The 14,085-nt window shown below is 73.8% G+C and carries 8 protein-coding genes; 7 read left to right on the top strand and 1 reads right to left on the bottom strand.

Features of this window, described 5'->3' with window-relative positions; genetic code table 11:
• Positions 1-181: 181 nt before the first annotated feature.
• On the bottom strand, positions 182-5,602 hold the full coding sequence (locus AMOR_RS23065; RefSeq protein WP_248354567.1) for a sigma 54-interacting transcriptional regulator: 5,421 nt from the start codon (positions 5,600-5,602) through the stop codon (positions 182-184).
• Between the two features lie 305 nt (positions 5,603-5,907).
• On the opposite strand from AMOR_RS23065, the gene AMOR_RS23060 reads away from it, so the two are divergent.
• From AMOR_RS23060 to AMOR_RS23030, 7 genes are all read left to right on the top strand, one after another.
• Positions 5,908-6,258 (top strand): hypothetical protein, encoded by a 351-nt coding sequence (locus AMOR_RS23060; RefSeq protein WP_248354565.1) that lies wholly within the window; start codon positions 5,908-5,910, stop codon positions 6,256-6,258.
• A gap of 15 nt (positions 6,259-6,273) precedes the next feature.
• A complete protein-coding gene (locus AMOR_RS23055) occupies positions 6,274-7,155 on the top strand; it encodes an NAD(P)-dependent oxidoreductase (RefSeq protein WP_248354563.1) in 882 nt (293 codons plus the stop codon).
• Positions 7,152-8,195 carry an aldo/keto reductase gene (locus AMOR_RS23050; protein WP_248354561.1) on the top strand — a complete coding sequence of 348 codons (1,044 nt, stop codon included), beginning with the start codon at positions 7,152-7,154 and terminating at the stop codon, positions 8,193-8,195. The genes AMOR_RS23055 and AMOR_RS23050 overlap by 4 nt, the downstream gene beginning before the upstream one ends.
• A complete protein-coding gene (locus tag AMOR_RS23045; RefSeq protein WP_248354559.1) occupies positions 8,192-9,556 on the top strand; it encodes a GAF domain-containing sensor histidine kinase in 1,365 nt (454 codons plus the stop codon). Before AMOR_RS23050 ends, AMOR_RS23045 begins: the two co-directional genes overlap by 4 nt.
• The gene (locus AMOR_RS23040; protein ID WP_248354557.1) at positions 9,553-10,185 is read left to right on the top strand and encodes a response regulator; all 633 of its coding nucleotides are present in this window, start codon (positions 9,553-9,555) and stop codon (positions 10,183-10,185) included. The genes AMOR_RS23045 and AMOR_RS23040 overlap by 4 nt, the downstream gene beginning before the upstream one ends.
• 259 nt (positions 10,186-10,444) lie before the next feature.
• Positions 10,445-10,801 (top strand): hypothetical protein, encoded by a 357-nt coding sequence (locus AMOR_RS23035; protein ID WP_248354555.1) that lies wholly within the window; start codon positions 10,445-10,447, stop codon positions 10,799-10,801.
• Between the two features lie 129 nt (positions 10,802-10,930).
• Positions 10,931-14,083 carry an efflux RND transporter permease subunit gene (locus AMOR_RS23030; RefSeq protein ID WP_248354553.1) on the top strand — a complete coding sequence of 1,051 codons (3,153 nt, stop codon included), beginning with the start codon at positions 10,931-10,933 and terminating at the stop codon, positions 14,081-14,083.
• Positions 14,084-14,085 lie beyond the last annotated feature (2 nt).

The raw sequence follows: 14,085 nt of genomic DNA, 5'->3' as shown, positions 1-14,085 counted from the left end.
CCGGGCCCCTGCCGCGGCCCCGTCCCGCGATGGCGCGCGGACGGAGGACGGCACTGCAACGGCGGCGCCATGACGGGCTCGCGCGGGAACCGCCCGGGAACCCCCTGGATCGCGGGCCTCCCGCACCGATCCGGCCGTGAGCCGTCGGGATTTCACGAGATCTCGTGACCGGAACGGCGGCTCAGTCGTGCCGGAAGCGGTGCTTGCTGATCCGCAGCGATCGGATCCTGGAGTCCAGGGTCGAAGGCGGGATGCCGAGCCTCGCCGCGGCCCCGGCCGGACCCGAGACCTTCCCGCCGCTCTCCGCCAGGGCCGCCTCGATCATCTCCCGCTCCCGGCTCGCGAGCTTCTCGCGGAACGGACGCGGCACGGGCTGGGCCTTGCTCGATTCCCCTCCGAGCCAGCTCTCGTCGACGGAGAAGGTGTCCGTCTCGCACAGGATGACGGAGCGCTCGATGACGTTCTGGAGCTCCCGGACGTTGCCGGGCCACGGATAGGCCTGGAGCCGCTCCAGCGTCCTCCGGTCGACGCGGGCAAAGCGCTTCCCGACCGCGCTCGCGTACCGCGCCACGAGGTGCTCCACCAGCAGCGGGACGTCCTCGCGCCGGTCGCGGAGCGGCGGGACCTCGATGGGGAAGACGCCGAGGCGGTAGAAGAGATCGCTCCGGAACGTGCCGGCGTCGATGGCGGCCCGCAGGTCGCGGTTCGTGGCCGCGATGACGCGCACGTCCGCTCGCAGGGGCTGCGACCCGCCGACGCGCTCGAACTCGCGCTCCTGCAGCACGCGCAGGAGCGCGACCTGCGTCTCCATCGAGAGCTCGCCGATCTCGTCGAGGAAGAGGGTGCCTCCGTCCGCGAGCTCGAACCTGCCGAGGCGACGCTGGAGGGCCCCCGTGAAGGCGCCCTTCTCGTGCCCGAACAGCTCGGACAGGATCAGGGTGGCCGGGACCGCGGCGCAGTTCAGGCCGACGAATGCGCGCGCGGCCCGCTGGGAGCGCTTGTGGATGGCCCGCGCGAACAGCTCCTTTCCGGTCCCGGTCTCCCCGGTGATGAGCACGGTCGAGTCGGTCGGAGCGACCTTGGCGACCCGACCGAGGACGGCGCGCAGCGCCGGCGAGCGCCCCACGATCTCCTCGAACATCGACGAGCGATCGATCTCTTCCTTGAGCGCCAGGTTCTCGTGCTGGAGCCGGTCCTTGAGGGCGCCGAGCTCTCCGAGCGCCCGCTCGAGGTCGCCGTAGAGGCGGGCGTTCTCGAGGGAGATCGCCGCCTGCGACGCGAGCAGCTCGAGGACCGAGGTCCGGGCGGGCGTGAACACGCCCGGCGCGAGATCGTTCTCGAGGTACAGCACGCCGACGGGCCTCGCCTGCTTCACGAGGGGCAGGCACAGGATCGAGCGAGCGCGTCGCTGGATCACGTAGGGGTCGTCCGTGAACGGGCCCGAGATCGCGGCGTCGTCCAGGATCACGCGCTCCCCGGTGCGCAGGACGTGCTCGAGCACGGCGCGGGGCAGCTCCGTCGAGGTCGCGGGCGCCTCGAGGAGGCGGACCGCGATGCCGTCCGGAGCCGTGGTGGCCTCCGCGTGGATCCGGTGCTCGTCGCCGGAGGGCAGGACGAGGAGGCCGCGCGCCGCGCCGGCGTGCTCGACCGCGATCACCATCAGCGTCCGGATGAGCCGCTCGAGCACGATCTCGCCGGAGACCGCCTGGGAGGTCCTGACCACCATGGCGAGATCGAGCTGCTCCACCGACGCGCCGATGGTCGTCGTCGGGCGAGGCGAGGCCACCTCGGCGCGCAGCGACGGATGGCGCTCCTCGAGCTGCCGCACCTTGCCGTCGGCGCCCCACCGGGCGTGGGCGTCCCTGCTCGCGCGGAGGTGCGCGTGGGCGATCGTGTCGAGGCCGCGGGCGACGTGGAACCGCGCCGCCAGGTCGTGCGCCAGCGCCTCGAGCTGGACGAAGCCGCTCTCGCGCGCCAGGGCCACGGCTCGCTCGTGGAGGCGCATGGCCTCGACGTCCCGGCCCTCGAGGCGCGCGAGCTCCGCGTCGACCAGGGCCACCCGGCTGTCGAAGTTCGCCGGGCAGTGCTCGGCCCACGCCGCGAGCTGGCCCCGGCTGGCACGGACCGCCTCCAGGTGCGCGCCCCGCTCGGCGCCCGGCGCGCGGTCGTGGGCCGCCGCGTGCGCGACCGCGGCGTAGAGGTGGTATTCCGCGACCTCGAAGAACGAGTACGAGGTCCAGAGGAGGGGCTCCGCCCGCGCCGCCGGCTCCACCGCGGATGCGGGATCGCCGACGTGGCAGCGCGCCTGCATCTCCCGGATCCACGTCCAGCACGCGAGCACGTCCGGACGCCCGGCGCCGTCGCGGCGCTCCCCGGGCCTCACGCCGCCCACCGCGCCGCCATCGCCGGTCCCGCCGCGGAGGGTCCGGACGAGCGCGAGCTGCCCGGCGATCAGCTCCGCGATCAGGCCGAACCGGGCGTTGCGGGCGAACTCGAGCCCGAGCGCAGCCTCCCGCTCCACCTCCGGGAGCGGCTCTCCCGAGGCGAGCAGGTTCGTCACGAGGTTCGCACACGCGTACGCGGCGAAGGTGAGATCTCCGCTATCCTGCGCCGCCACGAACGCGCGCCGGATCAGCGGCCGCGCCGCGTGGAGGTGATGCATCCAGGGGACGACGTGGTGCCCGTAGAGCAGGTGGACGCGCGCGGCGAAGCGGTCCAGCCCACGGCGCTCCACGAGCTCCTCGGCCAGCTTGCCGAACGCGAAGCCCGCGCGATCGTCGCCGAAAAACGGCCCCAGGATCATCCCGAGGTAGCCGTACGCGATGCACGATGCGTCGGTGTTCCCGTGCTCGAGGCTCACGTTCGCCATCCGCGCGACGACCAGGCAGTACAGGTTCCGGTCCGCCCATGACGCGGGCGGGAGGACCTCGACGAGGACGTCCAGCGTGGCGCGCCACTCCGGATCGCGCATGGGAGGCAGATCGACGAGCGCGTCGATGCTGCGGTCCCCGAGCTGGCGCCAGATCCGGTCGTACTCCAGCCGGACCTCCTCGTCGCCCGGGTGCGGCGACCAGTCGACGCCGAGCTGCCGGAGGTACTCGAGGCCGACCTCGATGGCGCGATCGCTCCGGCCCGCGGTCATGTAGAGCGCCGCCCGCACGCACGTCACGGCGGCGCGCTCGACGTGATCGCCCGCGCAGCCGGAGAGCGCCGCGAGGCGCGCCTCCGCCGCCGGAAGGTCTCCGGTCAGGAACTCGCACTCCGCGCGGTGGAACGAGAGCCCGAACGCGAGCGCGTGCCGTCGCGACCACGCGTCGGCGGGCAGCATCGCCTCCCCGGCGGCGAGGTAGCGGAGCGCGGACGCATAGGCCGTCGACGCGCGCGCGCGCTTGCCGGCGAGGAGGTCGAGCTCGACGACGCGCTCCCGCTCGTCCTCCGCGCGAAGGAGCGAGGCCCCCCGGTCGAGCTGGTTCACGATCTCGAAGATCCGCTCCTCGAGCTCGCCCGGCGGCGTCCGGGCCGCGAGGAGCCGGCCGATCCGGAGGTGGACGGCGGGCCGCTCCGCGGGCGGGAGCAGCGCGTACGCCGCCTCCTGCACGCGGTCGTGGAGGAACGCGTATGCGCCGTCCACCGGCTCCACGAGGCCCGCCCGCACGGCCTCCCAGAGCGCCGCGTCGACCTCCGCTCCGGAGGCCTCGAGGACCAGCGCGAGGGTCGCACGCTCCGCGCGATTCCCGAGGCACGCGAGCAGCTTCAGCGCCTCCCGGGCTCCGGCGGGCAGGCGGGTCAGCTTCCCGACCATGAGGTCCACCACGTTGTCGGTGAACCCCTTGGCGCGGATGCGCGCGAGCTCCCAGGTCCATCCGGCGGCGTGAGGATCGAGCGCGAGCAGCCCCTCCTCGACGAGCGCCGTCAGGAACTGGATCGCGAAGAACGGATTGCCCCCGGTCTTCTCGTGCACGAGGCGCGCGAGCGGCTCCGCCCGGTCGCGATCGCAGCGGAGCGCGTCCGCGACGAGCCGGCCGACGTCGTCGCGCACCAGCGGCCCGAGGACGATCTCGCGCACGCGCCCCCCGCCCCTGCGGATGGCCTCGAGCGTCCCCGCGAGCGGGTGCCCGGGGCCAACCTCGTTGTCCCGGTAGGCGCCGATCACCAGGAGGTGCCGCACGTCGGGCGCGGTGAGCAGGTGCTCGAGGAGGTGGAGCGTCGCCGCGTCCAGCCACTGCAGGTCGTCGAGGAACAGCACGAGCGGGTGCTCGCGCCGGGCGAACGTCCCGAGGAAGCGCCGGAACACGAGCTGGAACCGGTTCTGGGCTTCCTGCGCGGGGAGGTCCGGGAGCGGCGGCTGCGGCCCCGTCACGCGCTCGAGCTCCGGGACGAGGCTCACGACGAGCTGGCCGTTCGGGCCGAGCGCCCGGCGGAGGGCGTCCCGCCACCGCCCGAGCTCCGCCTCGCCCTGGGCGAGGATGGGGCGAACGAGGCCGTCGAAGGCCTGGGCGATCGTCGCGTACGGAATGTCCCGCCGGTACTGGTCGAACTTGCCGGCCGCGAAGAGGCCGCGGGACGGGACGAGCGCCCCGTGCAGCTCGCGAACGACCGAGGACTTGCCGATCCCGGAGTACCCGCGCACGAGCACCAGCTCCGGCGCGCCGTGGTTCACGACGCGCTCGAACGCGGCGAGGAGCGTCTCGATCTCCGCCTCCCGGCCGTACAGCTTCTCCGGGATCCGCAGCCGGTCCGGCGCGTCGTGCGCGCCCAGCGGGAACGGCTCGATGCGGCCGCGCCGCTCCCACCCGGCGAGGCACCGTCGCAGATCGGCCTCCAGGCCCGCCGCAGTCTGGTAGCGCTCCTCGCCCGCCTTCGCGAGGAGCTTCATGACGATCGCCGAGAGCACCACCGGCACCCCCGCCACCCGCTCCGCGGGCGGCACCGGCTGGCGCGCGACGTGGCAGTGGACCCACTCCATCGGCTCCGTCGCGGCGAACGGGAGCGCGCCCGTGAGCAGCTCGTAGAGCGTGACGCCGCACGCGTACAGATCGCTGCGCGAGTCCACGGAGCGGTTCATGCGTCCCGTCTGCTCCGGGGCCATGTAGGCGAGCGTTCCGGCGATCACCTCCGGCGGCTCCGGCGCCTGCCGCTCGCGCGGGAACCGCGACGCGATCCCGAAGCCGGTCAGCCACACCTCGCCCGTCACCGCGTCCGCGAGCACGTTCCCCGGCTTCACGTCCTTGTGGATGAGGCCCCGCCCGTGGACGCCGCGGAGCGCGCCGGCGAGCCCGATCGCGACGCGGAGGAACGGCTCGACGCCCCAGGGGCGCCCGACCTGGCGCGCGAGGAGCTCACCGCCCGGGTCCTCGAGCAGCAGCGTCTGCTGCCCGTCCCGGCGAACCAGCTCCAGCGGGCGAGCCGCCCACGCGGGATCGAGGCTCTCGCGCAGGGCCCACTCGTGCTCGAGCCGCACGCCGCCGCAACGCCCGGGCCGCGTCGGACGGGCGCGCACCACGAGCAGGCCCGGCCGCTCGCCGTCCGGCGGGCTCCGGGAAAGGACGAGCGCCTCGTCCTCCCAGACGGTCTCGAGCGGTCGCGCCGATGGTTCCGCCATGCCCGATCGATTCCCTCGCGTGGATGTAGGCGGGGCGACCGGGCGACGCAGCGCCGTCGGCCTCGCCGGACGGGGTGCTCCCGGCCCGGCGCCTGGGTGGTGACGGAACCCGGAGCAGCCCGCGCAGACGTCGAGCGCATCCGACCAGGATCCGAGCGGGCGGGCAGCCGGCGCGCCTCCGGGGCCACCCCCGCATCCCGGCGAGATCGCGCTCCTCGCGCACCTGGCGCGGTCGCTGCAACCCCGGGTCTCCGCAGCACCCACGGACAGCATTCACCCCGAGCGGAAGCTCGAAAGGAAGGATCATGATGTCGAAGCTCGCCCTGCCCCTCGCCGCGGCCCTCGCGCTCGCGGCGAGGTCCGTCGCCCTCGCCGCCCCGGTCCCCTCGTCCACCGACGAGGCCCGCGCGATGGCCGGGGACAACGCCACGCCGGAATGCCCGAAGCCACCCGCCGCGCGGGTGCCCTCGTCGACCGACGAGGCGCGCGCCGTCGCCGCTGCCGCGCTCGACCGGGCGCCGCCGAAGGCGCCGACCGACGAGGGCCCCACGACCATCTCCAGCACGGACGACGCGCGCGCCGTCGCGGCGGCCGCGGCCGACGAGAAGCCCGCGCTCCACGCGTGCGCCGCCCCGCCTGCGGACGACCACGCCTGAGTCGAGGAGACCGACATGACGACGATCGCGATTCTCGGCACCGGCAGGATGGGCGGTGCCTTCGCGAGACGGCTTCACGCCTCGGGGTTCCAGCTCACGCTCTGGGACCGGACCCGGAAGAAGGCGGAGCGGGTCGGCGTGGGACGGGCCGCCGCCACGCCCGCGGAGGCGGTCCGCGACGCCGCGGTCGTGCTGAGCAGCCTGACCGGGCCCTCCGCGGTCCGCGAGGTCTATCTCGGCCCGGGCGGCGTGCTGGAGGAGGCCGCCGGCAAGGTGCTCGTGGAGATGAGCACCGCCGGCGCCGGGGTCATCGAGGAGCTGGGCCGGCGGACCGTGGCGAGGGGCGCCGTGCTCGTCGAGGCGCCGGTGATGGGCAGCGTCCCCGCCGCCGAGGCAGGGACCCTGGCCGTCCTCGCGGGCGGCGCGCGGGAGGACGTCGACCGCGTCCGCCCGGTCCTGGAACGCCTCGGCGAGCTGCACCACGTCGGCCCGCTCGGGAGCGCATCCCGCCTCAAGCTCGTCGCGAACTCGACGCTCGCCATCACGAGCGCCGCCGCCGCGGAGCTGCTCGCCGCCGGCACGCGCGTGGGGCTCCAGCGCGAGCAGGTCTACTGGGCGCTGGCCCGGCTCGTCCCGGGCCTCGACGCGCGGAGGGCCGGCTACCTGCTGGACGGCCCGCAGCCGACGCTGTTCGCGGTGCGAGACCTCCTGAAAGACCTGGTGCTCGCGCTCGATCTCTACGCGCCGTCGGGCGTGCCGGTCCCGCTCACGTCGCTCGCGCGCGAGCTGTTCGGAGCGACGGCGCAGGACTGGGCCGACCTGGACATCTCCGCCATCGCCGGCCCGCCGGCGACCCATTCCCGGATCGCCGACGCCGGCATGGAGGTGCGGTCATGACGCTCCCGACGCGACCGCTGGGCAGCAGCGGGCTCCACGTCACGCCCGTCGGCTTCGGGGCGTGGGCGATCGGCGGCGGAGGATGGGCGTACGGCTGGGGCGCGCAGGAGGACCGCGACTCCATCGCCGCCATCCGGCGCGCGGTGGACCGCGGGGTGAACTGGATCGACACCGCCGCGATCTACGGCCATGGCCACTCCGAGGAGGTCGTCGGCCGGGCGCTCCGCGAGCTCCCCGCTCCGGACCGGCCGCTCGTCTTCACCAAGGGCGGCATGATCCCGGATCTCACGCGCCCGTTCGACGAGCCGACCCGGAACCTGCGCCCCGAGTCCATCCGCCGGGAAGTCGAGGCCTCGCTCCGGCGGCTTCGCGTCGACCGGATCGATCTCTACCAGTTCCACTGGCCGGACGAGCTCGGGACGGCGATCGAGGACTCGTGGGCGGAGCTGGCGCGCCTCGTCGACGCGGGGAAGGTGCGCGCCGCCGGGCTCTCGAACCACCCGGTCCCGCTCCTCGAGCGCGCCGAGGCGGTCCGCCATGTCGACGCCATCCAGCCGCCGTTCTCGCTGATCCGGCGCGAGGCGGCCGCGGACGTGATCCCCTGGAGCGCGACCCACTCCACCGGCGTCATCGTCTACAGCCCCATGCAGTCGGGCCTTCTCACCGACCGCTTCAGCCGCGCGCGCGTCGAGCGGCTGGCGGAGGACGACTGGCGCCGGCGGAGCCCGGAGTTTCGCGACCCGAGGCTCGGCCGGAACCTGGCGCTCCGTGACGCCCTCGTCCCGGTCGCCGCTCGCCACGGCGTCACGGTGGCCGCGCTGGCGGCCGCGTGGGCGGCGAGCTGGCCGGGCGTCACCGGCGCGATCGTCGGCGCGCGGTCGCCGGAGCAGGTCGACGGCTGGGTCGCTGCGGCCACGGTCGTGCTCGGGCCGGACGACCTCGACGAGATCTCGCGGGCGGTGGACCGCACGGGGGCGGGCGAAGGTCCGACCCAGCTGGCCTGGAGCCGCTACCGGCGCGCGAGCGGCGAGCGCCCATGAGCCGCACCGTCCTCCTCGATCGACCCGGGACGCGGCCGGAGCCGCCCCGGCGAGCCCGCGACGACGCTCGCAGGAGCGCAGTCCGCCTGCGCCGGACCTCCGGCAGGGCGCTCCGCTCGCGCCGCGAGCGCGCGGAGGAGGAGCTCGCCGGCCGTGCGCGGCAACAGGCGGCGGTCGCGGCGCTCGGGCTGAGCGCGCTGCGCGGCGCCGAGCTGCAGGACCTCCTGGAGGAGGCCGTGATCCTCGTCGCCCGCACGCTGGGCGCTGATCACTGCAAGGTGATGCAGCTCGTCGAGCCCGACACCCTGCTGCTCAGGGCCGGGTTCGGGTGGCGAGCCGGGCAGGTGGGTCGCTACACGACGGGCCTGAGCGCCGAGTCGCCGTGCGGGTACTCCCTGCGGAGCGGCGCGCCGATCGTGGTCGAGGACTTCGCGACCGACGCGCGCTTCCCCTCCCCGCCACAGCTCCTCCACGAGCACGGGATCGTCAGCGCCGCGAGCGTGCTCATCCGTGACCGGCACGGGACCTTCGGCGTCCTCGGCGCCTACACCCGGAGCCGGCGCGCGTTCGGCCAGGACGATCTCGACTTCCTCCAGTCGGTCGCGAACGTGCTCGCGACGACCGTCGAGCGCCACCGCGTCGAGGACCAGCTCCGCGATCACCGGGAGCAGCTCCAGGCGCTCTCGCGGCGGCTGCTCGAGGCCCAGGAGGCGGAGCGGCGCGCCGTCGCCCGGGATCTCCACGACGAGCTCGGGCAGCTCCTCACGGCCCTGAAGATGGATCTCCGCTGGCTCGAGCGGAGGCTCGGCGCGCTCGACCCGGCCGAGCGGAGCGGCGCGATGATCGACCGGGCGGTGGCGGCGTCCTCGCTCGTGGACCAGACCGTGAGGACGGTGCAGCGGATGGCCGCCGACCTGCGGTCCGGCCCCCTCGAGCGGCTGGGGCTCGGCTCCGCGCTGGGCTGCGAGGGCCGCAGGTTCCAGGAGCGAACGGGGATCTCCTGCGAGGTGCGCCTGGCAGAGCAGCTCCCCGAGCTGCCGATGGCGGTGGCGACCGCGCTGTACCGGATCGCGCAGGAGGCGCTCACCAACGTCGCGCGCCACGCGGGAGCGCAGCGCGTCGTGATCCTCCTGCGCGCCGGCGGCAGCGAGCTCGCCCTCCGGATCCAGGATGACGGGCGGGGCATCGACGATGCGGCCGCGGGCGCCGGGCTCGGGCTCGGGCTGCTGGGCATGCACGAGCGCGCCTCGATGCTGGGCGGCCACGTGAAGATCGCCCGGGGCCCGGCGGGCGGCACCGTCGTCACGACCCGTGTTCCGCTCGCCCCCACCGCAGTCGCGAGCCCGGAGGTCGCGACATGACCCGGATCCTGATCGTCGACGACCACGAGGTCGTGCGGCGCGGTCTCGAGCAGATCCTCGCCGAGGGCTTCGGCGAGCCGCGGTTCGGCTCCGCCGCGACCGCTCCCGCCGCGCTCGACCGCCTCTCCCGGGAGACGTGGGATCTCCTCCTCCTCGACGTCAACCTCCCGGGCCGGGGCGGGCTCGAGCTGCTCGAGGAGGTCCGGGAGCGCTGGCCGCGCCTGCCGGTGCTCGTCGTGAGCGCGTATCCGGAGGAGGAGTTCGCGGTCCGCAGCATCCGGCTCGGCGCGGCCGGCTACGTGACCAAGGACAGCGCGTCCGACGAGCTCGTCACGGCAGCCCGGAGGGTCCTCGAGGGCCGTCGCTACCTGACCGCGACGCTCGCCGAGCGGCTCGCGGCGGTCCTCGGCGGCGACGACGGACACGACCCGCTCGAGCTGCTCTCCAGCCGCGAGCTCCAGGTGCTGCGCCTCGTCGCGAGCGCGCGCACGCTCCGCGAGATCGCCGGCGAGCTCCACCTGAGCGAGAAGACGATCGCCACGTATCGCGCGCGCATCTCGCAGAAGCTCGGCGTCGGCAGCAGCGTCGAGCTGACCCGGTACGCGCTGCGCCACGGCCTCGTCCAGTGATGCGCCCCGCCCCGCGCCGCCGCTGCTGCTGCCGGACGGGCCAGAGCCACGAGCGTCCCGCCGTGTCGAGCGTTCGCCCGACACGGCGTCGGCAGATCGTCCGCGTCGCGCCGCTCCGGATCCTCACGCCATCTCGGGGCTCGGGCCCGATGCCGGAGGCGAGCCGCGGGCCCTACCTCTGTGTCGTGAACGCGCGCCGCTGCCCGGCGGGATGGACCCGCGGACGACGCGGCGCGGTTCACCGAGAGAGGAGTCACACGTGAAGACGAGGATCCGTTTCGGAGTCGCGGCGGCGACGGTGCTGGCGTTCACGCGGGCATGGGCGGGGGACGCCTCGGCGGACGCCGCGGCCCCGGGGAAGCCGCCACCGAGCGCGACGAGCGACGACACGACCTACCCGGCCTCCGGGAGCGACGCCGGCCAGGGAGCCGGCACCGGCTCCGGCGCGATCGCGGCGCCCGGCGCGACGCCCGCCATGAGCGGCGACTCGCAGGCCGCCCAGGAGGCCACCGCGCCCGCCGACGGGAGCGGCTCCAGGGCCACCTCGCAGGACGGACAGCCGCAGGGCAACGGGACCGCAGCCACCCCGGAGCCGACCACCTCGGACCAGCGATGATCGGCCAGCCGACCTCGCCGTGACGCCGCGGACGAGCGGAGGTCGCGAGCCGCGCCGTGCGGCGGCTCGCGACCACCGCGGCCGGACGGGCGCGAGGCCGACCCCGAACCTTGCGGAAGGGAGCACGTGATGTGGATCGTTCGACTGGCCCTGCGGCGCCCGTACACGATCGTGGTCCTCGCGATCATGATCCTGCTGCTCGGGGCGCTCGCCGTCCTGACGACGCCGAAGGACATCTTTCCGAGCATCGACATCCCCGTCGTGAGCGTCCTGTGGAGCTACAACGGCCTGTCCGCCGACGAGATGGCCGCGCGGATCGTGACGGTGCACGAGCGGGCGCTGACCACGACCGTCAACGACATCGAGCACATGGAGTCGCAGTCGCTGGACGGGATCGCGGTCGAGAAGATCTTCTTCCAGCCCGGCGCCCAGGTCGCGAACGCCGTGGCGCAGGTGACGTCGACGTCCCAGGCGGTCATGCGGCAGATGCCCCCGGGGGCGACGCCTCCGCTCGTCATCACCTACAGCGCGTCGAGCGTGCCGGTCCTGCAGCTCGCGCTGTCGGGGAACGGCCTGTCCGAGCAGCAGCTGAACGACTTCGCGGTGAACTTCGTGCGGACCGACCTCGCGACGGTCCGGGGCGCGTCGGTGCCGTTCCCCTACGGCGGCAAGATCCGGCAGGTCCAGGTGGACCTCGACAACTCGGCGCTCCAGGCGAAGGGGATGTCGCCCCTCGACGTGGTGAACGCCATCAGCGCCCAGAACCTGATCCTGCCCGCCGGAACCGCGAAGATCGGGAGCCTGGAGTACGACGTCGATCTGAACGGCAGCCCGCGGAACGTCGCGGTGCTGAACGATCTGCCCATCAAGACGATGCCCGACGGCAGCACCCTCTACGTCCGGGACGTCGCGAACGTGCGCGACGGCTCTCCCCCCCAGACGAACATCGTGCGGGTCGACGGCCAGCGGTCGTCCCTGCTCACGGTCCAGAAGTTCGGCAGCGCCTCCACGCTCGACGTGATCGGCCGCGTCCGGGCGCTCCTGCCTCGCATCCAGGCCGGGCTGCCGCAAGCGCTGCGAATCGAGCCGCTCGCGGACCAGTCGATCTTCGTGCGCGCGGCGATCCAGGGGGTCCTGCGCGAGGCGCTGATCGCCGCGTGCCTCACCGGGTTCATGATCCTGGTCTTCCTCGGCAGCTGGCGCAGCACGCTCATCATCGCGGCCTCGATCCCGCTGTCGATCCTCTCGTCCATCGCGGCGATGAGCGCCCTGGGACAGACCCTCAACATCATGACGCTCGGCGGGCTGGCGCTCGCCGTCGGCATCCTCGTCGACGACGCCACCGTGGAGATCGAGAACATCAACCGCAACCTCGACCAGGGGAAGGAGCTCGAGACCGCGATCCTCGACGGCGCACGGGAGATCGCGGTCCCCGCCCTCGTCTCCACGCTGTCCATCTGCATCGTCTTCGTCCCGATGTTCTTCCACACCGGCGTGGCCCGGTTCCTCTTCGTCCCGCTCGCCGAGGCGGTGGTGTTCGCGATGATCGCCTCCTACGTGCTCTCGCGCACGCTGGTCCCGACGATGGCCAGGCACCTCCTGGGGCGCCGCGCCGTCGAACGAACCGCCGACGCCCGGCGGGGGAATCCGTTCCAGCGCGCGCAGGCCGCTTTCGAGGCGAGGTTCGAGGGCGCGCGCGACGCCTACCACCGCGTGCTGGAGGCCTGCCTCGCCCGTCGGCTGGGGTTCGTCGGTGCGTTCCTGGCGTTCTGCGTCGGATCGCTGGCGCTCATCCCGTGGCTCGGGCAGGACTTCTTCCCCTCCACCGACGGCGGGCAGCTCGACCTGCACCTGCGCGCGCGGACCGGCACGCGCATCGAGGAGACGGCGAGGCTGACGGACGAGGTGGAGAAGGTGATCCGGCAGACGATCCCTTCCGCGGAGCTGCGGACCGTCGTGGACGACATCGGGGTCCCCTACAGCGGCATCAACCTCTCCTACAGCACCTCGGCGCCCATCGGGACGTCCGACGCGGACGTCCTCGTGACGCTCGGGCCGGATCACCACCCCACCGACGGCTACGTCCACGACCTCCGGCTGAAGCTCCGGGACGCGTTCCCGGGCGTCGAGTTCGCCTTCCTCCCCGCGGACATGGTGAGCCAGATCCTGAACTTCGGGCTCCCGGCGCCGATCGACGTCCAGGTCGTCGGGCGAGACCGCGAGGGAAACCGCCGCCTCGCCGACGTGCTGCTGCATCGGCTCCGGGAGGTGCCGGGCATGGCGGACGTGCGGATCCAGCAGAAGTTCGACCGACCCCGCCTGCACCTCTCCATCGACCGGACGAAGCTCAATCAGGTCGGGTTCACGCAGCGCGAGGCCGCCACGAACGTGCTCGTGTCGCTCTCCGGGAGCTTCCAGACCTCGCCCACCTTCTGGCTCGATCCGAAGAGCGGCGTCTCCTACCCCGTCGCGATCCAGACGCCGCAGCAGCGGCTCCAGTCGCTCCAGGACCTCGAGACGATCCCCATCACCGGAGCGAGCGGCCGCGCGCCGCAGCTGCTGGGCAGCGTCGCCTCCGTCGTGCGCCAGCCCAGCGCGTCCGTCGCGTCGGACTACGACATCCAGCCGGTCCTCGACATCTACGGCTCGGTCCAGGGTCGCGATCTCGGGGGGGTCTCGCGCGACGTGGAGCGAATCGTGAAGGCCAGCGCCAGCGCCACTCCGCGCGGAACGCGCGTGGTCGTGCGCGGGCAGGTGGCGACGATGAACGGCTCGTACACCGGGCTGCTGGCCGGGCTCTGCTTCGCGATCGTCCTCGTGTACCTGCTCATCGTGGTGAACTTCCAGTCGTGGCTCGACCCGTTCATCATCGTCGCCACCCTCCCCGCCGCCCTCGCCGGGATCGTCTGGTTCCTGTTCGTCACGCGTACGACCGTCAGCGTCCCGGCGCTGACCGGCGCGATCATGTGCATGGGCGTGGCGACCGCGAACAGCATCCTCGTCGTCCAGTTCGCGAAGGAGAGCCTCGCGGGCGGAGCGTCCGCCGCGGCCGCGGCGCTGCAGGCGGGGGTGACGCGCTTCCGCCCGGTGCTGATGACCGCGCTCGCGATGATCATCGGCATGGCCCCCATGGCCCTCGGGCTCGGCGAGGGCGGCGAGCAGAACGCGCCGCTGGGCCGCGCCGTCATCGGGGGGCTGATGCTCGCCACGGTCTCGACGCTGCTCTTCGTTCCCGCGGTCTTCAGTGCGATCCACGGAGCCCGTACCGCTCGGGCCCGGTGAGC

The organism is Anaeromyxobacter oryzae, from assembly GCF_023169945.1.
GTDB lineage: Bacteria > Myxococcota > Myxococcia > Myxococcales > Anaeromyxobacteraceae > Anaeromyxobacter > Anaeromyxobacter oryzae.
Note: the sequence above shows the minus strand (reverse complement) of the source record. Positions and strands in the feature narration are given on the sequence as shown.

Excerpts from the sequence above, each read along its gene's own strand:
- AMOR_RS23065 (WP_248354567.1), bottom strand. The coding sequence starts at position 5,602 with ATGGCGGAACCATCGGCGCGACCGCTCGAGACCGTCTGGGAGGACGAG.
- AMOR_RS23060 (WP_248354565.1), top strand. The coding sequence starts at position 5,908 with ATGATGTCGAAGCTCGCCCTGCCCCTCGCCGCGGCCCTCGCGCTCGCG.
- AMOR_RS23055 (WP_248354563.1), top strand. The coding sequence starts at position 6,274 with ATGACGACGATCGCGATTCTCGGCACCGGCAGGATGGGCGGTGCCTTC.
- AMOR_RS23050 (WP_248354561.1), top strand. The coding sequence starts at position 7,152 with ATGACGCTCCCGACGCGACCGCTGGGCAGCAGCGGGCTCCACGTCACG.
- AMOR_RS23045 (WP_248354559.1), top strand. The coding sequence starts at position 8,192 with ATGAGCCGCACCGTCCTCCTCGATCGACCCGGGACGCGGCCGGAGCCG.
- AMOR_RS23040 (WP_248354557.1), top strand. The coding sequence starts at position 9,553 with ATGACCCGGATCCTGATCGTCGACGACCACGAGGTCGTGCGGCGCGGT.
- AMOR_RS23030 (WP_248354553.1), top strand. The coding sequence starts at position 10,931 with ATGTGGATCGTTCGACTGGCCCTGCGGCGCCCGTACACGATCGTGGTC.